Origin of the sequence: Novosphingobium sp. NPDC080210, assembly GCF_050281025.1 — a bacterium.
Lineage (GTDB): Bacteria > Pseudomonadota > Alphaproteobacteria > Sphingomonadales > Sphingomonadaceae > Novosphingobium.
The window spans coordinates 1-21,936 of sequence record NZ_JBNNWL010000002.1 but is presented as its reverse complement, the minus strand read 5'-3'; the positions used below and the strand labels follow the sequence as shown (position 1 = coordinate 21,936).

General features: G+C 65.2%; 20 protein-coding genes and 1 tRNA gene. 9 read left to right on the top strand and 12 right to left on the bottom strand.

Going from position 1 to position 21,936, the window contains the following annotated elements; translation table 11 throughout:
- Positions 1–145: 145 nt before the first annotated feature.
- A complete protein-coding gene (locus tag ACQKOE_RS06000) occupies positions 146–208 on the bottom strand; it encodes a twin-arginine translocation signal domain-containing protein (protein WP_374589834.1) in 63 nt (20 codons plus the stop codon).
- Between ACQKOE_RS06000 and ACQKOE_RS05995 the strand changes: the two genes are divergently transcribed.
- From ACQKOE_RS05995 to ACQKOE_RS05980, 4 genes are read left to right on the top strand one after another with little or no spacing between them, the layout of a single operon-like run.
- Positions 207–1,046, top strand: a complete 840-nt coding sequence (locus ACQKOE_RS05995; protein ID WP_427511976.1) for a fumarylacetoacetate hydrolase family protein — start codon at positions 207–209, stop codon at positions 1,044–1,046. The genes ACQKOE_RS06000 and ACQKOE_RS05995 overlap by 2 nt on opposite strands.
- Before the next feature lie 5 nt (positions 1,047–1,051).
- Positions 1,052–2,083 carry an MBL fold metallo-hydrolase gene (locus ACQKOE_RS05990; RefSeq protein ID WP_427511975.1) on the top strand — a complete coding sequence of 344 codons (1,032 nt, stop codon included), beginning with the start codon at positions 1,052–1,054 and terminating at the stop codon, positions 2,081–2,083.
- 34 nt (positions 2,084–2,117) lie between these two features.
- Complete coding sequence (locus ACQKOE_RS05985; RefSeq protein WP_427511974.1) at positions 2,118–3,557, top strand: bifunctional 3-(3-hydroxy-phenyl)propionate/3-hydroxycinnamic acid hydroxylase; 1,440 nt, start codon at positions 2,118–2,120, stop codon at positions 3,555–3,557.
- Positions 3,558–3,574: 17 nt separating this feature from the next.
- Entirely contained in the window at positions 3,575–4,741 is a 1,167-nt protein-coding gene (locus ACQKOE_RS05980) for an aminotransferase (protein WP_427511973.1), read from the top strand.
- Here the strand turns inward: ACQKOE_RS05980 and ACQKOE_RS05975 are convergent.
- From ACQKOE_RS05975 to ACQKOE_RS05935, 9 genes are all read right to left on the bottom strand, one after another.
- On the bottom strand, positions 4,738–5,145 hold the full coding sequence (locus ACQKOE_RS05975) for a lipocalin-like domain-containing protein (protein WP_374589785.1): 408 nt from the start codon (positions 5,143–5,145) through the stop codon (positions 4,738–4,740). The two genes, ACQKOE_RS05980 and ACQKOE_RS05975, sit on opposite strands and share 4 nt — an antisense overlap.
- Positions 5,146–5,204: 59 nt before the next feature.
- Positions 5,205–5,278: transfer RNA gene (locus ACQKOE_RS05970), tRNA-Gly, on the bottom strand.
- 395 nt (positions 5,279–5,673) lie between these two features.
- Complete coding sequence (locus ACQKOE_RS05965; protein ID WP_427511972.1) at positions 5,674–8,031, bottom strand: TonB-dependent receptor; 2,358 nt, start codon at positions 8,029–8,031, stop codon at positions 5,674–5,676.
- Positions 8,032–8,123: 92 nt separating this feature from the next.
- A complete protein-coding gene (locus ACQKOE_RS05960) occupies positions 8,124–9,119 on the bottom strand; it encodes a YeiH family protein (RefSeq protein WP_427511971.1) in 996 nt (331 codons plus the stop codon).
- A gap of 3 nt (positions 9,120–9,122) precedes the next feature.
- The gene (locus ACQKOE_RS05955; protein WP_427511970.1) at positions 9,123–10,406 is read right to left on the bottom strand and encodes an MFS transporter; all 1,284 of its coding nucleotides are present in this window, start codon (positions 10,404–10,406) and stop codon (positions 9,123–9,125) included.
- A gap of 21 nt (positions 10,407–10,427) precedes the next feature.
- Positions 10,428–10,979 (bottom strand): RBBP9/YdeN family alpha/beta hydrolase, encoded by a 552-nt coding sequence (locus ACQKOE_RS05950; RefSeq protein ID WP_427511969.1) that lies wholly within the window; start codon positions 10,977–10,979, stop codon positions 10,428–10,430.
- Positions 10,976–12,028, bottom strand: coding sequence for a 3-keto-5-aminohexanoate cleavage protein (locus ACQKOE_RS05945; protein ID WP_427511968.1), 1,053 nt, complete (start codon positions 12,026–12,028; stop codon positions 10,976–10,978). The genes ACQKOE_RS05950 and ACQKOE_RS05945 overlap by 4 nt, the downstream gene beginning before the upstream one ends.
- Before the next feature lie 21 nt (positions 12,029–12,049).
- Positions 12,050–12,898: a TauD/TfdA dioxygenase family protein gene (locus ACQKOE_RS05940; RefSeq protein WP_427511967.1), complete on the bottom strand. Its 849-nt coding sequence runs from the start codon at positions 12,896–12,898 to the stop codon at positions 12,050–12,052.
- On the bottom strand, positions 12,895–13,872 hold the full coding sequence (locus tag ACQKOE_RS05935; RefSeq protein WP_427511966.1) for a quinone oxidoreductase family protein: 978 nt from the start codon (positions 13,870–13,872) through the stop codon (positions 12,895–12,897). Before ACQKOE_RS05935 ends, ACQKOE_RS05940 begins: the two co-directional genes overlap by 4 nt.
- Before the next feature lie 148 nt (positions 13,873–14,020).
- Between ACQKOE_RS05935 and ACQKOE_RS05930 the strand changes: the two genes are divergently transcribed.
- Positions 14,021–15,028, top strand: a complete 1,008-nt coding sequence (locus tag ACQKOE_RS05930; RefSeq protein WP_427511965.1) for an AraC family transcriptional regulator — start codon at positions 14,021–14,023, stop codon at positions 15,026–15,028.
- Positions 15,029–15,069: 41 nt separating this feature from the next.
- Here the strand turns inward: ACQKOE_RS05930 and ACQKOE_RS05925 are convergent, their stop codons facing one another.
- Entirely contained in the window at positions 15,070–17,385 is a 2,316-nt protein-coding gene (locus ACQKOE_RS05925; protein ID WP_427511964.1) for a heavy metal translocating P-type ATPase, read from the bottom strand.
- 30 nt (positions 17,386–17,415) lie between these two features.
- Positions 17,416–17,688, bottom strand: coding sequence for a metal-sensitive transcriptional regulator (locus ACQKOE_RS05920; protein ID WP_427511963.1), 273 nt, complete (start codon positions 17,686–17,688; stop codon positions 17,416–17,418).
- 68 nt (positions 17,689–17,756) lie between these two features.
- Between ACQKOE_RS05920 and ACQKOE_RS05915 the strand changes: the two genes are divergently transcribed.
- From ACQKOE_RS05915 to ACQKOE_RS05900, 4 genes are all read left to right on the top strand, one after another.
- Entirely contained in the window at positions 17,757–19,526 is a 1,770-nt protein-coding gene (locus ACQKOE_RS05915; protein WP_427511962.1) for a copper resistance system multicopper oxidase, read from the top strand.
- Positions 19,523–20,491 carry a copper resistance protein B gene (locus ACQKOE_RS05910; RefSeq protein WP_427511961.1) on the top strand — a complete coding sequence of 323 codons (969 nt, stop codon included), beginning with the start codon at positions 19,523–19,525 and terminating at the stop codon, positions 20,489–20,491. Before ACQKOE_RS05915 ends, ACQKOE_RS05910 begins: the two co-directional genes overlap by 4 nt.
- A gap of 28 nt (positions 20,492–20,519) precedes the next feature.
- A complete protein-coding gene (locus ACQKOE_RS05905; protein WP_427511960.1) occupies positions 20,520–20,903 on the top strand; it encodes a copper resistance protein CopC in 384 nt (127 codons plus the stop codon).
- A 78-nt stretch (positions 20,904–20,981) separates the two neighbouring features.
- Positions 20,982–21,791, top strand: a complete 810-nt coding sequence (locus ACQKOE_RS05900) for an enoyl-CoA hydratase/isomerase family protein (RefSeq protein ID WP_427511959.1) — start codon at positions 20,982–20,984, stop codon at positions 21,789–21,791.
- Positions 21,792–21,936 lie beyond the last annotated feature (145 nt).

Here is a 21,936-nt window from a genome sequence, read left to right as displayed (position 1 = left end):
GAGCACTGGACTGACGGCGACCTGTTCACTGCTGCCGACCCGCCGCAGAAACTGCCGATGAGCGCCCTGCTGGCCGTTCAGTGGGGCAGCCCCCACCCGATGTTCGCGGGCAAGGTCGCTCCTCCGCCCGGCCTGATTTCATTCGTCACCGCGTTGCAGCTGCGGCTGAAGCGCCTGCTGCGCCGCAACCCACAAGGAAATCCCGCATGAAGCTTTGCACCTATACCGCCAATGGCCAGACCCGCACCGGCATCGTCGTGGATGGCACCGTGATCGACACCGGGGTTCCCGGCACGATGATCGACCTGATCCGCGACTGGGACCAGCTGAAGCCCCAGCTGGAGGCCAAGGCCGCAGCGGGCGGCGGCGTTCCGCTCGCCTCGGTCAAGCTGGAGGCCCCGGTGCAGCGCCCCGGCAAGATCTTTGCGATCGGCCTCAACTATGCGGACCATATCGCGGAATCGAAGATGGACACGCCGGAAAAGCAGGTCTGGTTCACCAAGGCCCAGACCAGCGTAAACGGTCCCTTCGATCCGATCCTGATAGCCAAGGGTGCTTTCACCAACGATTACGAGGCGGAACTGGTCGCCGTGATCGGCAAGGGCGGCAAGCACGTCTCTGCCGCCGATGCCCCGGCCGCCGTGTTCGGCTATTGCGTGGGCAACGACGTGACCGAGCGCCTGGCCCAGCACTCGACCCCGCAATGGTCCTTCGGCAAGAGCTTTGACACCCATGCCCCGATGGGTCCGTGGATCGTCACCGCCGATGAACTGGGCGATCCGCATGACCTGGGCATCCGCTGCTACGTCAATGGCGAAAAGCGGCAGGATTCGAACACGCAGCACCTGGTCTTCAACGTCTGGCAGCAGGTTGAGCATCTTTCCATGGGCATGACGCTGGAACCCGGCGACTGCCTGTTCACCGGCACCCCCGGCGGCGTCGGCGCGGCCATGGACCCGCGCCAGTTCCTGAAGGCGGGCGACGTGCTGCGGACCGAGATCGACAAGCTGGGCCACATCGAAGGCACCATGACCGCAGAGGGGTGATTGCCATGAAGCGCAAGATCCTGATTGGCGTGGCGGCGCTGGCGGTAGTGCTGGTCGGCGCCCTGGTCCTCAGCCAGGACCGGCTGGTCGACCATGTTATCCGCCAGCGGTTGCAGCAACAGCCGGATCAGACCTACCTCGCCCGCGATTCGCACATCCGCGTACTGCTGTGCGGGACGGGCTCGCCCGAAGTCAGCGCGGCCAAGGCGCAGGCCTGCACCCTGGTCGCAGCAGGCGGCAAGCTGTTCCTGTTCGACGTGGGCGACGGCGCGGTCCATGCGCTGGCGCAGGACAAGGTGCCGCTCAACCAGCTGACCCGCGCCTTCATTACCCACTACCACTCCGACCACTTTGGCGATCTAGGACCGCTGATCAATTCCAGCTGGATCTGGGGGCGCAAGACCCCGCTGGAGATTCAAGGACCGGTCGGCATGAACCAGGTGCTCGCCGGGATCACCCAGGCCTATGCGCTGGACGAAGGCTATCGCGCCGCCAACATGCCGCACCTCAATGCCGCGCGCGCCGTGGCGCGGGGCGTGCCGATGGAAATCCAGTTTCCGGCGGGACAGAACACCGTGCGGGTCTATGACCAGGACGGCGTGACCGTTGATGCCAACGTGGTAGTCCACGATCCGGTGAAGCCCGCGCTGGGCTATACGATCAGCTATGCCGGCAAGAAGGTGTTCGTCAGTGGCGATACGGAAATCAGCCCGGTCTATTTCGATGCGATGAAGGGCGCGGACCTGGTGGTGCACGAAGCCTATGCCACCCACATGGTCCGCCGTGCGATCCCGCAGCTGCGCGCGCTGGGCCGCAATTTCGAAGCCGAAGTGACCGAGCGGACAATTGCCTATCACGCCGATACCGTCGCCCTGGCCAAGCAGGCCGAACAGGCGGGGGTGAAGCACCTCGTCCTCACCCACCTGATTCCCTATCCCGACGGCTTCCTCGCTCGCCGCCTCTTCGTGGAAGGCATCAGCGACCATTATCGCGGCCAGCTGACCGTGGGCGCGGACGGAATGCTCATCATCCTGTAACGCCGCGCCACCTCCCATCAGGAGCAGACCAGCCATGAACTCCATCGAATGCGATGTCCTGATTGCGGGCGGTGGCCCCACCGGCGTCACCCTGGCAATCCTGCTGGCGCAGCAAGGTGTGTCGGTGCTGGTCGCGGAAAAGGAATCCGCGATCTATCCGCTGCCTCGCGCGGCGCACCTCGATCACGAAACCATGCGCATCCTTCAAGCGGCGGGCGTGGCCGATGCCGTGGCGGCGACCAGCCGGACGACCGACCGCTATGACTTCCTGACCGCAGACGGCCAGGTCTTGCTCCGCTTCGAAGGGACCGCACGGACCGGGCCGGGCGGCTGGCCGGGGGCCAACATGATCCACCAGCCCTCGGTCGAAGAGGCGCTGCGCGCGCGTCTGGCCGAGCTTCCCAAGGCCCGGCTGGAAAGCTGCTGGGACGTGCAATCCTTCGCCGAGGGCGCCAGCGGCATCACCGCCACAATCGCCACGCCGCAGGGCGAGCAGCAGGTCCGCGCCCGCTACCTGGTCGGAGCAGACGGCGCACGCAGCCCGGTGCGGAAGGCCAGCGGAATCGCGTTTGAAGACCTAAATTTCGAAGAGCCATGGCTGGTCGTCGATGTCCTGGTCGACGATCCCTCGCGCCTGCCGGACGTGAACCTGCAAATCTGCGATCCGGCCCGCCCGACCACTTGCGTTCTGATGGGCCAGGGGCGGCACCGCTGGGAATTCATGATCCTGCCGGGGGAGACGCCCGAACAGGTCAGCAGCGATGCCTTTGTCGACAAGCTGCTGGAGCCGTGGAACGTGAAGGGCGCCGTGCGGCTGGAGCGCAAGGCCGTCTATACCTTCCGCGCCCGGATTGCCCAGCAGTGGCGCAAGGGCCGCGTGCTGCTGGCCGGGGATGCCGCGCACCAGACCCCGCCCTTTGCCGGACAGGGCATGTGTTCCGGCCTGCGCGATGCGATGAACCTGGCGTGGAAGCTGGCCGCCGTGGTGCGCGGCGCGCCCGACAGCTTGCTCGATACCTACAAGCAGGAGCGCGAGCCCAATCTGCGCGCGACCATCGACATGGCCGTGATGATGGGCCGCACCGTCTGCATCACCAGCAGATGGGGCGCATTCGTGCGGAACATGAAGTTCAAGCTGGCAAGGGCGCTGGGCAAGCTGCCGGATGGACCAGTCGATTACCCGCCGGTTTCAGGGGGCGCGATCCTGACCGGGACCAGCGGCGCGGGCAGCTATTTCCCCCAGCCCGTGATCAAGGGCCAGCGGCTCGACGCGGTTCTAGGAGAAGGTCCGTGGCTGCTGGACCGGGACCGCTTGGGAGCGGCGGACCTTGCGCCGTTCCGGCAGGCGCTCGAAACATGGTTCGACAAGCATGAGGTGCAGGCCGTGCTGGTCCGCCCCGACCGCCATGTCTTCGGCACGGGCAGCAGGGAAGCACTGGAAGGCAGCTGGCGGGCATTGCTGGCCGCTGGATGAGCCGCTAGGCGCTGGGCATGATCACTCTTGCCGAGCGCCTTTCCGGCCCCGCCAGCACCACCATATTCGAGATCATGTCGGGCCTTGCCCGCGATCTGGGCGCGATCAACCTGGGCCAGGGCTTTCCCGACATGGCGGAACCGCCCGCCCTGGTCGAAGCGGCGCAGCGCGCGCTGGCGGCCCATTCCAACCAGTACCCGCCGATGCGCGGCCTGCCCGAACTGCGTTCCGCCATCGCCGCCTATTACGCGCGCGAGCAGGGCCTGACGCTCAGCGCTGACAACGTGGTGGTGACCTCTGGCGCGACCGAGGCGTTGGCCGCCAGCCTGCTCGCGCTGGTCCGTCCGGGGGACGAGGTGATCCTGGTCCAGCCGCTTTACGACGCCTATCTGCCCCTGGTGCAATGGGCCGGCGGCACGGCACGGCTGGTCAGCCTGGAACCGCCGCACTGGACTCTGCCGCTGGACAAGCTGGCAGCGGCGATCGGCCCCAACACGCGCGGGATTGTCCTCAACACGCCCAACAACCCCACCGGGACCATGCTCACCCGCGCGGAACTGGAAGGCGTCGGTGACCTGGCCGAAGCACATGACCTGTGGATCGTGTGTGACGAGGTGTGGGAAGGCATGGTCTTAGACGGCACGCCCCATGTCTCGCCCCTTGCGCTTCCCACCCTGGCAGAGCGCACGGTCAAGATCGGGTCGGCGGGCAAGATCTTCTCGATGACCGGGTGGAAGGTCGGCTGGGCCGTCGCCGCGCCGCCGCTGGCCGCAGCGGTTGCGGCAAAGCACCAGTTCCTGACCTTCACCACCGCCACGCCGCTGCAATGGGCCGTGACCGAGGCGCTGGCCCTGCCGCAGCCCTGGCATCAGGCCCACCGCGAAACCTACGCGGCGGCCAAGGCGCGTTTGACTGAAGGCCTGATCCGCGCGGGCTATGCCGTGCTGCCATGCAGCGGGACCTGGTTCGTGACCATCGACCTGGCCGCATCTGGCCTGCCCGCCGACGACGCCCGTCTGGCAGAGCGGTTGATCCGCGAAGTCGGCGTCGCGTCGATCCCTGTCTCGGCCTTTTACGCGGAGAGCCCGGAAACTGGCTATCTTCGCCTCTGCTTTGCCAAGCGGGACGCGACCCTGGATGAGGCGATCCAGCGCCTCGCCCGCTTCCGCGCCGATAACGCCTAAGCCAGCGCGGAGACCCGCTTCCAAGTGAGGCAGGTGACGTAGGTCTTGCCCGATTTCGATACTTCGGGGATCGTTTCCAGCACGATGGTATCGGCATCGATCACCCGCACCCGCCGCTCGAACGCGGTGCCCACGCGGGTCGGGACTGATGAGAACAGGATCTGGTGCCGCACCAGGTCCCCCTCGCGGTTCCAGGTTCCGCCATAGGCGAAGAACTCGGTAAAACTGTCCGCCGGAACCGCGCCCCGCGCGGCCCAGTCCGGGTCCATCAGGAAAGCACCCATCCGCCCATCGGCCGTGTACTGGATCTGCCCCGACGGCGGATCGCCAAACGTGCGCGTCGGCTCTCCATCCCGGTAATTGACGCATTCAACCAGCGACCAGGCACCCAGCAAATCCACCATGCAATCCTCCTGCGAAGGCGGAACGCTAGCAGCCGCAATCCGGTTTGTCGGGAGGAAAATGGAGCGGGTAAGGGGAATCGAACCCCTCTAGCCAGCTTGGGAAGCTGGTGCATTACCACTATGCTATACCCGCTTAATTGCGGCCAAGTGCGCTGGTCGCGCTTGCCATCATTCGGAGAGATTCGTCAATCGCTTTGCTCTTCATTCCAGTGGCAAGGTGATTCTGCTCCTGGATATCAGGGTGCGACCGCCAATCTGCTTCTTCTGAAGTTGCCCCTCGTTGATGAGCCGGGAGATTGTCGACCTAACTAACACGAAGGGTAGGCATAGGGGTTCCGCGCTTGACCAGAAAGCGTAACACCATGCCTTCCGATCTCCTCGGCGGTGAAAGCGTTGGCACTCTGCTCCTGCGATCGACCGCTGGCGGTCTCTGAACGACTACAACGATTCCAAGATGTATCTGCTCAGTTGCCCGGTGGCGCGTCCTTCCGGCACACTTGAGTGCCGGAAGGACAGCGACAGTTAGACTTAGAACCGCACGCTTGCCGACACGCCGTAGGTCCGCGGCTCGTTAGCCTGGACGCGGTTTGCCGTGCTGCCAGAGAACACCGTATTGTTGAGCGCAAGCGCGCCGCCGAGGGGCTGGTAGACCGCGAGTGGACGGTAGTTGGTGTTGGCCAGGTTTTTGCCAAAGGCAGAGATCGACCAGCGGTCATCCGGCCCGCTCAGCGTAATGCGCGCGCCCAGCAGGGCGTAGCCATCGGCGAGCGATTGCGGGTTTGCGTCGTTGACGGTGCCGACAAACTGGTCGGAAATGAACGACACGTTGCCATTGATCGCCCAGCGCATGCCCGACGATCCAATATCTCCCGACCAGTCAGCCGCGACGTTGCCCGACCACTTGGGGGAGAAGGTGTTGGGCTTGCCGGTCAGGTCCTGTGTACCGGTCAGGCCAGGCAGGTTCGATGCATTGCGGAAATCGGTGAACTTGGAGTCGAGGTAGGCAATCGAGCTCGTCACCGAGAAGTTGCGCGACGGCACCATCACGAGGTCGAATTCAAAGCCTTGCTGGAGCAGGTTGCCGGCATTGCGCACAATGAAGCTGACCCCGTCGAAGGCGCGATCCTGGAAGCCGGCAATGTCCATGCGGTAGAAGGTCAGGTTCGCCTTGAGCGCGCGGTCCAGCCAACTCGACTTGATGCCCAGTTCGTAATTCTTGACCGTTTCGCGGGTGAACAGGCGCTTGGTCGAAACCAGCTTTCCGTTCGCATCGACGACCGAAAGCGAGGGAACGCCGCCGCCAGAGTTGTAGCCGCCCGACTTGTAGCCGGTCGAATGATTGGCGAAGATCAGCACGTCCTGATTGGGCTTGTAGTTCAGGCTGACGCGGTAAGTGAACCGGTCCTCGCTGATCCCCGGAAAGGTCAGCGCTTCGGTTGCCCGCAGCGTCTGGGTGAACGGACTGGATGCCTGGGCATAGGTGCCGCTCTTCTTGTCCGTGGTCCAGCGCCCGCCCAGGGTAAGCGTCAGCGGATCGGCGAGGTGCAGGTTGCCCTGACCGTAAACGGCGAAGCTCTTGACGTTCTGGAACACGTCCTGATCGGTCGCGCCAACGCCCTGGTTGGTGTTGTAATAGGTGGCGCAAGCCGTGCGGCCCGGTCCTGCCGGAACCAGCACGCCGCAGAAGCTGCTGCCCATGTTCAACAGTTCGCCGATCGCGAAATCCTCTTCGAAGTAATAGGCGCCGGCGACCATATCGAACTTGCCGTTCAGCCATTCCTTTTCAGGCGAGATGAACTGGAGTTCGTGGTTGTGGCTCTTCGAATCGAACAAGCTGCGGCGCGAGGCCAGGCTGACCGGCAAGTAGATCACGTCCCCGTCGGTCTGATCGTTTTTCCAGACGCGATAGCTGTTGACCAGCTTCACGGTCGAACCGCCCAGATCAACCGACGCCGTGCTGGAAATGCCCCAGTTTTCATCGACCAGTCCGGTGGCCATGAACTGGTTCATCTCGCGGTCGGTCAGGTTGGTATCGGGGCCGCCAGCAAAGGCGCCCTGAAGGAAAGCGAGACGGGCCGGGCTGACGGAAGCCGGATCGAAATCGAAGTTGGCAACGCCGTCGCCGTTCATCCGCGTGTAATCGCCGCGCAGCACCCATTCTACCGCGCCGAGGTCTGCCTTCAGTGTGGCGCGGAACGAAGCGTCGTCCGAACCGCCGTAATACTTGTCGTCCAGCTTGTTGTGCCACGGCCCGCGATACCACTGGCCCATGCCAGCAACACGCAGTGCAAGGTTTTCCGACAGCGGCAGGTTGAGGTGGCCGGACAGCTTGTAGCGCTCGAACGACCCGATTTCACCGGTGACTTCGCCGGAGAACTCATCCTTTGGCATGGCGCTGCGCAGCGACAGCGCGCCGACGCTGGCATTGCGGCCGAACAGTGTGCCTTGCGGGCCGCGCAGCACTTCGACGCCTTCGATGTCGAGGAACGCACCCAGCACCGAGCCGGAGCGGGGCACGTAAACGCCGTCGACGAACACGGCGACGCTGGGTTCGATCAGGGTATTGGCCAGCGAGCCGACCCCGCGGATGCCGATGCGGGTCGAACCGGTGTTGGAAGACCGCACGGTCTGGAAGTTGGTCGCGACCTTGCCCAGGTCGAGCACGGTCACGACGTTTTGCTTGCCCAGCGTCTCGCCACTGAAAGCAGCGATCGAGATCGGCACAGTCTGGACGGTTTCGCTGCGCTTTTGCGCGGTAACGACGATGTCGGTGCTGTCTGCCGCGTCAGCGTTCTGTGCGTCCTGCGCCAAGGCTGGCGAGGCAATTCCGATCACGGCGGTAGTGGCAAGAGCAAGCGCGCGCAAACGCGCCATTTTCATGGTCATGGTGCATTCCTCCCCAAAAACTTATGGTGCCCGATTAGGGACTCTGGCGGCGCGCCATTTCACATTTGGCGACAGCAATTTGGCAATTCGTGTCAGATGCTGACAAAGCGGACGAGGAAAAGAACCACACTGGCAAGCAATGTGGTTTCTATCGCCATCAGCACGACAGGCCGCAGCCCGATCTTCACCAGTTGGCCCAGCTGCGTCTTCATCCCGATAGCCACCAGGGAGGTGACCAGGCACCAGCGCGACAGCTCGCTGCCAGCGCTCACCACGGCTTTGGGCAGCGTGATCACGCTGTTGAGCACGACCAGTGCGGCGAAGGCGACGACGAACCAGGGCAGCAGCGGCGGCTTGGCCGTTCCGGGCTGAGCGCTGGAGCGGGTGATCTGCCCGGCAACGAGGATCACCGGCAGCAACATGGCAACGCGCAGCAGCTTGACGATGGTGGCGGTGTCGCCGGCTTCCGGTCCGATGGCGTAGCCTGCGCCCACTACCTGCGCGACGTCGTGGATCGTCGCGCCGATGAAGACACCGGCCTGGTGATCGTTCAGCCCGGCAGCGCGGGCGATCAACGGATAGACGATCATGGCGAGCGTGGAGAAGGCCGAAACCCCGATCACGGTGAACAGCGTGGCCTGTTCCTTCTTCTCATGCGGAGGCAGCGCGGCCGAGAGCGCGAGCGCAGCCGAAGCGCCGCAGATTGCGGTCGCTCCGCCCGACAGGAACCCGAACAGCGGATTGAACCCCATGATGCGCGCCAGCAGGACGGAAATCAGGATCGTCCCGGCGGTCAGCGCAACCACCATGAGGACCGGCGGCCAGCCCAGTGCCGTGACCTGCGACCAGCCGATCCTGAGGCCAAGCAGGGCGACGCCCAGGCGCAGCAGCAGCTTGGAGGACAGCTCGATCCCGGCGCGGGTGCGCGGGCTTTCGGTAAGGAAGCTGAACGCCATGCCCAACAGCAGGGCGTAGAGCATGACAGGTGCGGTATAGTGTTCGGAAAGGAAGGTCGCCGCCGCAGCAATGACCAGCGCAACGCCGACACCGGGGGCATAGGCCCCGGCTCGTTCAGCAATCGGATTCATGTTTCAGGCTTTCGCAGGGGCCATTTGTGCCAGGTCGGCAAGATAGCTGCGGCGCATCAGGGCAAAGACCGCAGCGGCGGCGAGGCATGGTATCGGGAGAAGCTGCAAGGCACCGAGCAGTCCCAGACTGTCGGCAAAGCGGCCGGTCAGGATCGGGCCGGGGGCAAGACCCAGCAGGTTGTTGGCCAGGGTAAGAGTGGCAAAGGCGGTGCCGTGGACAAGCAGCGGCGTGAGGTTGGCCACCATGGCACCGGCGGGTCCAGTGGTTCCGGCTACCAGGAACATGGCCAGTGCGATCAGCGCGAACTGGGCCGTTCCGGCGGGCAATTGAAACGCCAGGGCCAGGCTGGCCGCCGTGCCGATGCAATAGGTCACGGCCAGGGCAATCTTGCGGTCAGGGCGGCCCCGCGCCAGTCGGTCGCTCAGCATTCCGCACAGCACCATTCCCGCGCCGCAGACCAGCAGCAGCAGGGCTGCCGCGCGTCCGGCCTGGTCCACCGGGAGCGCATAATAGCGGTTAAGATAGCTAGGCAGCCAGGCGGGTAGCGCTCCGGCAGCGAACATCTGCAAGCCGCTGCCGACATAGGCCAGGCGGACCGACCGGCTTGCCACCAGGCTGCGCAGGGCCACCTTCAGCGGCTGTGCACTGACCGCAGCGGGCAGGCCTGCCAGTTCGCGATTGCGGCGCTCGCGCACCAGCAGCGGGAACAGCACGCCCAGCACCAGACCGGCAATGCCGATGGCGAAGAAGGCCTGGCGCCAGCCATGGCTTGCAGCAATCTGCGCCCCGATGGCGACGCCCAGCACCTGGCCAAGCAGGCCACCCGCCATGAAGGCCGCCGACAGGGTTGCGCGCAGGCGCTGGGGGAATACGCTGACAACCAGGGCAATGCCGACGCTGCCATATGCAGCCTCGCCAACGCCAACCAGCGCGCGCCCGATCAGCATTTCGTGAAAGCCCGATGCCACCGCGCAAAGCAGCGTGGCGAGGCTCCACAGGATCGCCATCAGGGTCAGGCTGCGCACCCGGCCCCAGCGGTCCGCCGCCAGCGACAGCGGGAAGGTCAGCAGTCCGACCATGACCGCGACGATCCCGGACAGCAGGCCAAGCTGGCCGTCGCTGAGGGTCCATTCCGCCTTGAGCATCGGGAACACGGCGTTGAGCACTTGCCGCGCCATATAGTCCGAAATCAGCAAGCCAAAGCTGAGCGCAAAGACCAGCCAGGCATAGGCCGTGGCGCGCGGCGGACCGGCATCGTGGCTGGATTGGGCAATCGGTCCGGCCATGTTCCCTCCCCGGAAAAGCCGTTATCGCGCCAGCGCCGCGATCAGATCCAGCCCCTGAGGCCAAGGTCCGAAACCTGCTGGTGGATTGAGGTGGCCGACTTCGCCTGCATCATGAAGCTGCGCCTGCCAACACGCTGCCATTTCCTCGACCCGCGAGAAAGCCGCGAGCGGATCGTTGCGGCTGGCCGCGACAATGGCCGGAAATGGCAGGGGCTGGCGCGGGATCGGGCACCAGCCGCCCTCTTCGAGTTCGGCAAGCGTCGGATAGCCCGGAGGCAGCGGATTCTCCACGTCCGCAGGCGTTGCCAGCAAGGCACCCTTGATCCGGCGGGTGTGGTGCTGCGCCCAGTGCGCCACCATCAGGCAGCCGGCACTGTGCGCGGCAATCACCACTTCGCCCGTTATGGCCTTGAGCGCCTCGTCCAGAGCCGCCACCCGCGCCGCGCATGACAGCCGATCGGCGGTCAGCGGCGGCACGGTGACCGACCCCGGCAGCGCCTTGGCCGCATGGGTCTGCCAGTGATCCTCAACGTGATCCCTGAGGCCTGGGACAAAGAGGACTGTCACGCTCATGCGGCGGCGCGGATGCTGGTGCGGCGCTGCTTGGGCTGCGGGTTGGGCAGCCAGCCGTTCTTTTCCAGCGTTTCCTCGACGCTCGAATAGAACGTGCCGATCTGATAGATTTCCCGGGCTTCCTTGCCGCTCGCAATGGGGCGGTAGAGTTCCTCGGAAATGCGGACCATCTTTTCGATCTGCTGGACCGAGGTGGCGCGCTCGCCGCGGCGGCCCCACAGGTTGTCTTCCTGACCGACGCGGACGTGAAGGCCCATGGCAATGCCCATGACCGTCAGCGGATACATCGAGCGCATCAGGCCTTCGACCGTGCAGACCGCGTTTTGCGGCAGACGGTTGACGAATTCCATCAGGTTGCGGGGATTCGGGCCATCGTGACCGCCACCGATCGACACCCAGTTGCAGACCAGCGGCCCCATGTAGTGCCCGCCCCGAACCAGACGTTCGACCGTTTCCAGGTCGCGGGCGCAACCAATCTGGAAGTGGGTCTGGATGCCAGCTGCGGTCAGCCGCTTCATGTGTTCCTTCATGAACTTCGGACCGGCGTCGTAATACATCTCGGTATAGGCTTCGCGGTAAACGTCCCACATCGTGGTTCCGCCCGCGTCTTCCTCGGTGATGAGTTCCATCACGTTCATCTGGTTGGTGTTGACCGCCAGCGTCACCTGATCGGGGGCCGGGGTCAGCTCGGCCAGCATGTGGCGCGTATCGTCGTCCAGCCATTCGGCCGCAGCGCTTTCGCTCTTGGGAGCAAAGCTGATCGAGCCGCCGACCTGCAGCACCATGTCCGGCACGGCGGTGCGCAGGCGGTCGAGCATTTCGTTGAACCGGTCGAGGTCCTTGGACCCGGTGCCATCGGGCTCCCGGACATGGAGGTGCAGCACGGTGGCGCCCGCATTGTAGCAATCGACGGCCTTCTGCACCTGTTCGGCAAAGGTAACGGGGATGTCGTCGCTGTCCTCGGGCATGAAGCTAGGCGCATAGGGCGCGACCTGGATGACCAGCGGATCCTGATATTCGGGAAGCAGGCTTTCGTCGAAGAACTGCATGGGTTCTCTCCTCTCGATGCTTTAAAAGGGCTTGTCGCCAATGATCCCGGCGCGCTCCATCTGGCGAACGCAGGGGGGGTAATCCATGACGGCGTAGTGCTGGGTGCAGCGGTTGTCCCAGATCGCCATGGAGCCGGGCTTCCAGCGCCAGCGCACCTGGTATTCGGGAATCTGCGCGCGGCCGATCAGGTAGTGCAGCAGGTTCGCGCCGCCGGGGGCATAGTCCTGGCCATAACGGACATTCGCCGCCGTGTGGAAATTGGTGAAGTGGGTGGTAAAGCCGCAGACGTAGAGCGCCTTGGCCCCGGTTTCAGGGTGGGTGCGGACCACCGGATGCTCGGCATCGGGGTATTGGGCTTTCAACGCCAGCCGCTTGTCATCGGGCATCCGCGCACCAAAGCTGGCTTCGATCGAATGGCGTGCCTTGAGCGACGCAATGGTTTCCTTGATATGGTCGGCCAGGTCTTCGTAGGCGCGCTCCATATTGGCCCACATCGTGTCACCGCCCACCGGCGGGCAGGCGATGCAGCGCAGGACGGCACCCATTTGCGGAGCCTCGCGCCAGGTCGTGTCGGCGTGCCACGAATTCTCGTAGAAATCCGGCGGCGAATTCTCGTCCTTGTAGATCCGAACCAGGCCCGGATGGTCTGGATCGCTGCCCGCAACGGGATGATCCTCCAGCGAACCGAAGCGCTGTGCGAAGGCGACATGATCGGCCCGCGTGATGTCCTGATCGCGCAGGAACAGGACCTTGTGATCGAGCAGCGCCTGCTTGATCGCACCGAACAGATCGTCATTCCGCGCGGCTTCGGCCAGGTCGACGCCGCTCAGTTCAGCCCCGATGTGCTGGGTGAGGCGCTCGATCTTCACAGCACGAACACCGACGAGCCGATGGTCTTGCCGGCTTCCAGATCGCGGTGGGCCTGGACGCACTGGTCAAGGCTGTAACGTTGCCCGATCTCGACCTTGATCCGGCCAGCGGAGAGGTGATCGAACCAGAACTTGGCCAGTTCCGCCCGCTCCACCGGGTCGGCGAAGAAATCCACGAAGGCAGGACGGATGAAATAGACCGAGCCTTGCAGCATGGTCTGGAAGGCGTCGATCGGCGGGAACGGACCCGATGCCGTTCCGCAGCCGACCAGCACCCCGCGCCGCCGCAGCGATTTCAGCGAGCCTTCAAAGGTATCATGGCCGACAGAGTCGAACACCGTCTGCACGCCTTCGCCTCCGGTCAGCTCCTTGACCCGCGCGGCCACGTCTTCGCGGCGATAGAAGATGATCTCGTCACAACCCATCGCGCGGGCCTTTGCGGCCTTTTCCTCGCTGGACACGGTGCCGATCACCCGCAGCCCGATCAGCTTGGCGATCTGCACGGCCAGCAGGCCGACTCCGCCAGCTGCGGCATGGAGCAGGATCGTATCGCCTGCCTTCAGCCGGGGGTCGGTCTTGAGCAGCCAATAGGTCGCGGAAAGCCCGCGCATCGTGGATGCAGCCGCAGTCTCGAACGAAATGGCGTCCGGCAGCTTGAACAAAGGCGCAGCCGGCATGACCCGTGCCTCGCTATAGGCGCCCAGCGGGCTGCCGTTGTAGGCAACCCGGTCACCAACCGCGAAACCGCCCACGCCTTCGCCGACGGCTTCGATGGTGCCCGCACCTTCAACGCCAATGCCACAGGGCGGCTGGACCGGGTAATAGCCGGAACGGAAATAGGTGTCGGCGAAGTTGCAGCCCACGGCTGCGTGGCGAATACGCACCTCGCCCGGACCGGGTTCGCCAACCTCGACTTGCTCGAGCTGCAGAACCTCCGGGCCACCGGTCGTATGAAAGCGGACAGCCTTGGCCATCACGTCGTCTCTCCCCATTCCAATCTTGCCCTAGACCTAAGCGAGGCGGGGATTGCCTTTTTCGCATTTCGTGACATTGTTTTGCCATTCGGCGCCACTCAAAAGCGCTGTCGGTGCGGGAGTGAGAGAGATGCTAGACCACGTTCGTGTGGCCGCACTGACCGGTTACCTTGAAACGATGTCCGCTCTGGGCGGTGACGCGCGACCGCTGCTCAAGGAACAGGGCCTTGCCGCTGACCTGCTGATCAATCCCGAGCAGTTGATCCCGGCGCGCTCGGCAATCCGCCTGCTGGAACGTAGCGCCGAGGTAACCGGCTGCATCACCTTTGGCCTGCGCATGGCGGAAAACCGCACCCTGGCGAACCTGGGGGCGACCAGTCTGCTGATCGCGCACCAGCCGACTTTGCGCAAATCGCTTGAGACGCTGCGGGAGTTCCGCACGCGCATCAATTCGACACTGGTGCTACAGTTCGAGGAGATCGGGGACGAGGTCATCCTGCGGGAGGATTTCCACCTTTCGCGGCCGGAGCCGTGGCGGCAGTCCTCCGACCTGGCGCTTGGCGTTCTGGCGAAACTATGCGCCGCTGCCGTGGGCGAGAGCTGGAAGCCCCGCGCCGTCTGTTTCACGCATGATGCGCCGCCGCTCGCAGAACAGCAGATCTATGCGCGCGTCTTCGGGTGCCGTCCACAGTTCGACAGTGAGTTCAATGGTGTAGTGCTATCCGCTCGCGACCTCGACCGACCCAATACGAAAGCGGACGATCAGCTGGCGCATCATGCGCGACAGCTGCTTGAACAAGTCATGGACCCGGTGGAGCGGACCAGGGCAGAGGAGGTCGAGCAACTGATCAAGCTCCTGCTCCCTTCTGGTCGCGCATCGGTCCAGATCTGTGCCGCGTCGATGGGCATGACCGTCCGCACCTTGCAGCGCGCGCTCGACGCCGAGGGGGAGAGCTTCACCAGCCTCCTCAACCGCGCTCGCATGCAGCTGGCAACCCAGTACCTCGCCAACCCCCGAATGCGGATCACCGACATCGCCGACATGCTGGGCTACAGCTCAATCGGCGCTTTCAGCCGGTGGCATAGCCAGGTCTTCGGTGTACCGCCGCGCAAGAACCGGGTAGCGCGCAAAAAGGGCAAAACTGAAACCAGCTAGCGCCTACAGTGATAGCGAGATCTCCGCACCATAGTGCAGAGCTAAGTCCGGTTGAGCCGCAAGGCATTGGTCACCACGCTGAACGAGGACAGCGACATGGCCGCCGCCGCGATCATCGGGGAGAGGAGCAGGCCGAAGGCCGGATAAAGCAAGCCTGCCGCAATCGGCACCCCTGCCGCGTTGTAGATGAAGGCGAAGACGAGGTTCTGGCGGATGTTGCGCATGGTTGCCTGGCTGAGGCGGCGGGCGCGGACGATACCGGTCAGGTCACCCCTCAGCAGGGTGATGCCCGCGCTTTCGATGGCAACGTCGGTGCCCGATCCCATCGCGATGCCGACGTCTGCTGCGGCCAGCGCCGGGGCATCGTTGACGCCGTCCCCGGCCATGGCGACCACGCGGCCTTCCCGTTTGAGGCGTTCCACTACGGCGCTTTTCTGGTCGGGCAGGACTTCCGCCTCAACCTCGGTAATGCCCAAGCGCGTGGCGACGGCCCGGGCCGTGGTGCCGTTGTCGCCGGTCAGCATGACCACGCGGATGCCCTCTGCACGCAGCGCCTCCAGCGCGGCGAAGGTCGTTTCCTTTACCGGATCGGCAATCGCGATGACACCAGCGAACTGCCCGTCAATGGCCGCAAGGATCGCGGTCGCGCCGGTTTGCCGCAATTCGTCTGCTGCGACAGAGCTGGCCGCCGCGTCGATCCCGGCCTCGGCCAGAAAGCGCGCGTTGCCCAGCAGCACGCGCCTGCCTTCGACCGTCCCCATGGCCCCGCGCCCGGTCGGGGAATCGAAGTCCGCTACGGCAGGAAGATCAGTGCCGCGCGCGCTGGCGGCTGCCACGATGGCGAGAGCCAGCGGGTGTTCCGAAACCCGTTCCACCGCAGCGGCCAGGCGCAGCAGATCGCTTTCGGAAAAGCCCGGTGCGGGGACGATGGCGGTAACCGCGGGCCGCCCCTCGGTCAGGGTGCCGGTCTTGTCGACCACGAGGGTATCGACCTTTTCCATCCGCTCCAGCGCTTCGGCGTTCTTGATCAGCACGCCCAGCCCCGCGCCGCGCCCGACTCCGACCATGATCGACATTGGCGTGGCGAGGCCCAGGGCGCAGGGGCAGGCGATGATCAAAACGGCCACGGCGGCGACCAGGCCATGGGCGAAGCGCGGCTCCGGCCCCCAGATGCTCCAGCCAAGGAAGGCCAGCACGGCAACCCCGATCACCACCGGCACGAACCAGCCGGAAACGCGGTCCGCCATGCGTTGAATCGGCGCGCGCGAGCGCTGCGCCTGAGCCACCATCTGCACGATCCGGGCCAGCACGGTATCGCGCCCGACGCGGGTGGCGGCAATGACCAGCGCGCCGGTCTGGTTGATCGTGCCGCCGATCACGCTGTCGCCCTGGGCCTTGGTGACGGGCATGGATTCGCCGGTGACCATGGATTCGTCGAGCGCGGAACGGCCATCGGTCACCTCGCCATCGACCGGCACTTTCTCTCCGGGGCGGACCCGCAGGCGATCGCCCACGGCGATCTGGTCAAGCGGGACCTCCTCCTCGCTACCGTCCGGCAGGATGCGCCGCGCGGTCTTTGGCGCCAGGCCGAGCAGTGCCTTGATTGCGCCGGAGGTCCGTTCGCGCGCGCGTAGTTCCAGCACCTGGCCCAGCAGGACCAGCACGGTAATGACCGCTGCAGCTTCAAAATAGACGGCCACGCCGCCCTCTGCATCGCGGAAGGCGGGCGGGAACAGGCCGGGGGCCGAGACCGCCACCATGGAATAGGCCCAGGCGACGCCAGTACCCATGGCGATCAGAGTGAACATGTTGAGGTTGCGGCTCTTCACCGAAGCCCAGCCGCGTTCGAAGAACGGCCAGCCCGCCCAGAGCACTACCGGGCTGGCCAGCGCCATCTGGATCCAGGCGTTCAGGCGCATCGGCACCAGATGGTGCAGCGCCGGGAACAGGTGGCTGCCCATTTCCAGCAGCAGCACGGGCAGGGCCAGGACCAGGCCGATCCAGAAGCGCCGCGACATGTCGGCCAGCTCCGGGCTGGGCCCGGTGTCCGCCGTGACCATTTCCGGCTCCAGCGCCATGCCGCAGATCGGGCAGGCCCCGGCATGGTCCTGCCGGATTTCCGGGTGCATCGGGCAGGTCCACATCGTCCCTTCCGGCACTTCGACCGGGTCTTGCGGGGTCAGGTAACGCTCTGGATCGGCAACGAACTTGGCCCGGCAACCAGCGCTGCAGAAGTGATAGTCCTGGCCCTGGTGCTGCGCGTGGTGCGGGCTGGTCCTGGGGTCCACGGACATGCCGCAAACCGGGTCTGTTACCCGATGATCGTGAGCGCAATGGGCGTGGAGATCATCGGCCATGACAGTTCCCTTTCTTTCAGGCAGCAGAGGTCAGCGCCGCACCTTTTCCAGCAGATCGACCAGTTCGTTGAATTTGGCGCGCTGTTCGCCCGCATCGCCCGAGGCAATCGCCTCGTTGACGCAGCAGGCAGCATGGTCTTTCAGCACCGCGCTTTCCACTTTGGCCAAGGCCGCGCGGACCGCCGCGAGCTGGTGCAGCACGTCGATGCAATAGCGTTCGTCCGCCAGCATCTGGGCGATTCCGCGCACCTGCCCCTCGATCCGTTTCAACCGGTTGATCGCGTCCTGCTTGCTCTTCCCCATCCCGCACAACTCGCTTGCAATACCCTAGGGGGGTATTGTATATGCCGGAAACCGAGCAGGAGCAAGCAGTGTCCGATCTGATCAACGTTTCAAGGCGCGGTTTGATCCGCGGGCTTGGTGCCGGAGCCGCGCTGGCCGCCGCGCCCGCCTGGGCCCAGGGTCACAGCATCAAGCACCGCAGCGGCGGCGTGATCCGTCCGGGATTCGATCAGGTCAGCGGTGAGGTGATCAACCTGGCCGTCAGGGCGGGCACGCGCACTGTGCAAGGCAGGCGCGGGCACGGCGTGGCGGTGAACGGATCGGTTCCGGGGCCACTGGTGCGCCTGCGCGAGGGACAGAACGTCCGCATCGAGGTCACCAACCACCTGGACGAGGACACCTCGATCCACTGGCATGGCCTGCTGCTGCCGTTCCAGTTCGATGGCGTGCCCGGGGTCAGCTTTCCCGGAATCAAGCCGCACCAGACTTTCACTTACGAATTCCCGGTACGGCAATCCGGCACCTATTGGTATCACAGCCATTCCGGCTTGCAGGAGCAGACCGGGCATTACGGCCCGCTGGTGATCGATCCGGCAGCGGGCGAGCCGATGCAGGTAAAGCGGGACTACATCCTGCTGCTCAGCGAGTTTACTCCGCTTCACCCGCACTTCATCATGCAGCGGCTGCGCACGGGCGAGCACTATTTCAACCGCCAGCTGCCCACTTGGACCGACAAGTACCCGATGAGCGGCGAGGAGCGCCGGATGTGGGCGCAGATGCGCATGTCCCCCACCGACATCGCCGATGTCAGCGCGCCGACCTATACCTACCTGGCCAACGGACGCGGCCCGCACGAGGGGATGGAATACCTGTTCACCCCGGGCGACAAGGTGCGGCTGCGCCTGATCAACGGCGGGGCGATGACTTATTTCAACGTCCGCATTCCGGGCCTGGCCATGACCGTGATCGCCGCGGACGGGCAGAATGTCCGCCCGGTAGAGGTCGACGAATTGCAGATCGCCGTGGGTGAAACCTATGACGTGGTGGTCGAGCCGCGCGGGGCGGAGGCCTATGCCATTGTCTGCGAATCCATGGACCGGTCGGGCATGGCCCTGGCGATGCTCACCAGCCGCCCCGGCGCACGCGCAGAGGTGCCCGCCCTGCGCGATCCGCCGCTGCTGACCATGGCCGACATGGGCATGAACCATGGTCCGGCAAGGGGCGCGATGGACCACGGCGCGATGGATCATGGTGAGCACCAAGCCGCCAAAGACACCAGCCATTCGATGGACGGCATGTCGATGCGCGATACCTCGCTGCTCCCGCCCGATGTCACGGTCGGTCCGGGGATCGACATGGTTTCCATGGCTCCGGTCGACAAGATGGACGATCCGGGCCTGGGCCTGCGCGACGTAAAGCACCGCGTGCTGAACTACCGCATGCTCAGCGCGCTGGAGCCGAACGCCGATACGCGCGAACCGTCGCGGCTGCTGGAAATCCACCTGACCGGCAACATGGAACGCTACATGTGGTCGTTCGATGGCAAGATGTTCAATGCCGTCAGCGACGTGCCGATCCGCTTCGCCTGGAAGGAACGGGTCCGGGTCAAGCTGGTCAACAACACCATGATGGCCCACCCAATCCACTTGCACGGCATGTTCTTTGAACTGGTCAACGGCCAGCCGCCCGCGCACCAGCCGCGCAAGAACATTGTGACCGTCCAGCCCGGCGCGAGCGCGACTTTCGACCTGACCGCCAACGAACCGGGGGACTGGGCCTTCCACTGCCACCTGCTGTACCACATGCACGGCGGGATGATGCAGATCGTCACGGTCATGGGACCGGAGGACAAGGCATGAGCCGGACTGCCATCCTTGCCGCCGCGCTGATCGGCAGCGCGCTTGCCGCCCCCGCCTTTGCGCAGGACCATTCCCACCATGGGCATGACATAGCCGCCCCTGCTCCCGCAGCTCCGCCGCCGGAAGAACCGGACCATAGCGCGATGGACCACAGCACCATGGATCATGCCGCGATGGGCCACACAATGGCTGCTCCGGAAGATGTCTCGCCCGGCCCGCTGATGGAAACGCCGCCACCGCCCGAAGCGGGCAGCGGCCCGCCGCGCGCCGCCGATGCCATCTGGGGTGCTGAGGTCATGGCTGCGGAGCGTGAACGCGAACGCAAGATGCATGGCGACTTCCCGGTCCTGTGGTTCCAGGCCGACCGGCTGGAGGCCCAGGTGCGCGACGGGGCTGATGGCTATCTGTGGGACGTGCAGGGCTATTACGGCGGCACCACCAGCAAGTTCTGGTTCAAGGGCGAAGGCGAAGGGGCATTCGGCGAAGAGCTGGAACAGGCCGAAGTGCGGGCGCTCTGGTCCAAGGCCATCGACCCCTACTGGGATTTGCAGGCCGGGGTGCGGCAGGACCTGGCCGGTCCGAACACCACCCACGCGGTCATCGGCATCCAGGGCCTTGCCCCCTACATGTTCGAAGTGGACGCGGCGCTGTTCCTGTCGCACCGCGGCCACGTGACGGCCAGGGTCGAAGGCGAACTGGACCAGCGCATCACCCAGCGCCTGATCCTGCAACCGCGCGCGGAAATCGCCCTGTCGGCACAGGACATCCCCGAACTGGGCATTGGCGCGGGGCTGGACAAGGCCGAGCTTGGCCTGCGCCTGCGCTATGAAATCACCCGCGAATTCGCCCCCTATGTCGGCGTCGAGCAAAGCTGGAATGCCGGCAAGAGCGCCGACTATGCCCGGGCCAAGGGCGAAGGAACCAGCGCCACCAGCCTGGTCGCCGGCATCCGCTTCTGGTTTTGAAATTCTGGCACTTCAAAGGACGCACACCATGAAATTGACCCCGCTCTTCGCCGCAGCGCTTGGCCTGTCGGCTGTCGCATTCCCGGCCGCCGCTGGCACCGGCCATGTTCAGGTGGTGGCGGCCAGTCCGGCGCAAGGGAACAAGGTTGCCGCGCCGCGCAGCCTCAGCCTCACTTTCAACGAAGCCCAGCAGCCGGGCACGGTCTGGGTTTCGGTCGTCATGACCGCCATGCCCGGCATGGCCAACCACGGCGAAATGGTGATCCGCAACTTCACCCCGTCCTGGTCGAAGGACGGCCGCACCGTCACCCTGTCGCTGCGCCAGCCGCTGCGCGCGGGAACCTATGACCTGCGCTGGCAGACAGCCGGCACCCACAAAATGAGCGGCAAGGTCACTTTCGACGTAAAGTAACGCCGATCAGCGCCTCTTCCCCTTGCAAAGTGCACGCTTGGTCGGTCAAGTGAACCAAACAGCAGAGGGAAGAGGGACATGGCCGAGCAGCAGGCGCAGCAGCCGATCATCATCGAGAACCGGGGCGCGGTAGAGGTCGTCACGCTCAACCGTCCGGACCGGCTCAACACCATGAACGAGCCGCTGATCCAGGCGTTGCTGGACTATTTCACCGGCCTCCATCACCGCCACGACGTCCGCGTGGTCGTCTTGCGGGCAGAGGGCCGCGCCTTCTGCGCCGGGCTGGACCTGACCGGCTGGCAGCGCGACGGGAATACCGGCGCGGTCCATGCCGGATGGCGGACCCAGCGGATGATCGCGGCGGTCATGCAGGCCATGCGCAAGTGTCCGCAGCCGGTGATCGCCTGCGCGCAAGGACCGGCCTGCGGCGGCGGCTTCTCTCTCCTGCTGGCCAGCGACGTGCGCTATGCCGCGCCGGACCTGCGCATGAACGCAGCCTATATCAAGATCGGCCTGGGCGGGTGCGACATGGGGGCGAGCTATTTCCTGCCGCGCCTGGTCGGCAGCTCGGTCGCCAGCGAATACCTGCTGACCGGCAAGTTCATGCACGCCGACAAGGCGCTCGCCTGCGGCCTCGTCAGCGAGGTCGTCCCGCATGACGAACTGCTCGGCAAGGCCCTGGCTCTGGCCGACGAAATGCTGCTGACCAGCCCGATGGGCCTGCGCCTGACCAAGGACGCGCTCAACCTGAACATCGATGCGGCCAGCATGGAACACGCCTTTGGGCTGGAGGACCGCCAGCAGATCCTGCTGTCACAAACGGCGGATTCGGTGGAGGCCCGCAACGCCTTCATGGAAAAGCGCGCGCCGGATTTCGGGGATCGTTAACCCCGGCCACCTTCCGTTCGTGTCGAGCGAAGTCGAGACACGCGAGCGCAACGCCGGTGGGCTGGCCGGGGGGCCCCACGGGGGTGTGGTGGGGGGTCCCGGGCGGGGCCCCGGCGCCCCGCCCCACGCCCCGCGCGGGCCCCGC

Excerpts from the sequence above, each read along its gene's own strand:
- ACQKOE_RS05990 (WP_427511975.1), top strand. The coding sequence starts at position 1,052 with ATGAAGCGCAAGATCCTGATTGGCGTGGCGGCGCTGGCGGTAGTGCTG.
- ACQKOE_RS05965 (WP_427511972.1), bottom strand. The coding sequence starts at position 8,031 with ATGACCATGAAAATGGCGCGTTTGCGCGCGCTTGCTCTTGCCACTACC.
- ACQKOE_RS05955 (WP_427511970.1), bottom strand. The coding sequence starts at position 10,406 with ATGGCCGGACCGATTGCCCAATCCAGCCACGATGCCGGTCCGCCGCGC.
- ACQKOE_RS05950 (WP_427511969.1), bottom strand. The coding sequence starts at position 10,979 with ATGAGCGTGACAGTCCTCTTTGTCCCAGGCCTCAGGGATCACGTTGAG.
- ACQKOE_RS05910 (WP_427511961.1), top strand. The coding sequence starts at position 19,523 with ATGAGCCGGACTGCCATCCTTGCCGCCGCGCTGATCGGCAGCGCGCTT.
- ACQKOE_RS05995 (WP_427511976.1), top strand. The coding sequence starts at position 207 with ATGAAGCTTTGCACCTATACCGCCAATGGCCAGACCCGCACCGGCATC.
- ACQKOE_RS05905 (WP_427511960.1), top strand. The coding sequence starts at position 20,520 with ATGAAATTGACCCCGCTCTTCGCCGCAGCGCTTGGCCTGTCGGCTGTC.
- ACQKOE_RS05945 (WP_427511968.1), bottom strand. The coding sequence starts at position 12,028 with ATGCAGTTCTTCGACGAAAGCCTGCTTCCCGAATATCAGGATCCGCTG.
- ACQKOE_RS05980 (WP_427511973.1), top strand. The coding sequence starts at position 3,575 with ATGATCACTCTTGCCGAGCGCCTTTCCGGCCCCGCCAGCACCACCATA.
- ACQKOE_RS05975 (WP_374589785.1), bottom strand. The coding sequence starts at position 5,145 with ATGGTGGATTTGCTGGGTGCCTGGTCGCTGGTTGAATGCGTCAATTAC.
- ACQKOE_RS05960 (WP_427511971.1), bottom strand. The coding sequence starts at position 9,119 with ATGAATCCGATTGCTGAACGAGCCGGGGCCTATGCCCCCGGTGTCGGC.
- ACQKOE_RS05935 (WP_427511966.1), bottom strand. The coding sequence starts at position 13,872 with ATGGCCAAGGCTGTCCGCTTTCATACGACCGGTGGCCCGGAGGTTCTG.
- ACQKOE_RS05900 (WP_427511959.1), top strand. The coding sequence starts at position 20,982 with ATGGCCGAGCAGCAGGCGCAGCAGCCGATCATCATCGAGAACCGGGGC.
- ACQKOE_RS05920 (WP_427511963.1), bottom strand. The coding sequence starts at position 17,688 with ATGGGGAAGAGCAAGCAGGACGCGATCAACCGGTTGAAACGGATCGAG.
- ACQKOE_RS05985 (WP_427511974.1), top strand. The coding sequence starts at position 2,118 with ATGAACTCCATCGAATGCGATGTCCTGATTGCGGGCGGTGGCCCCACC.
- ACQKOE_RS05925 (WP_427511964.1), bottom strand. The coding sequence starts at position 17,385 with ATGGCCGATGATCTCCACGCCCATTGCGCTCACGATCATCGGGTAACA.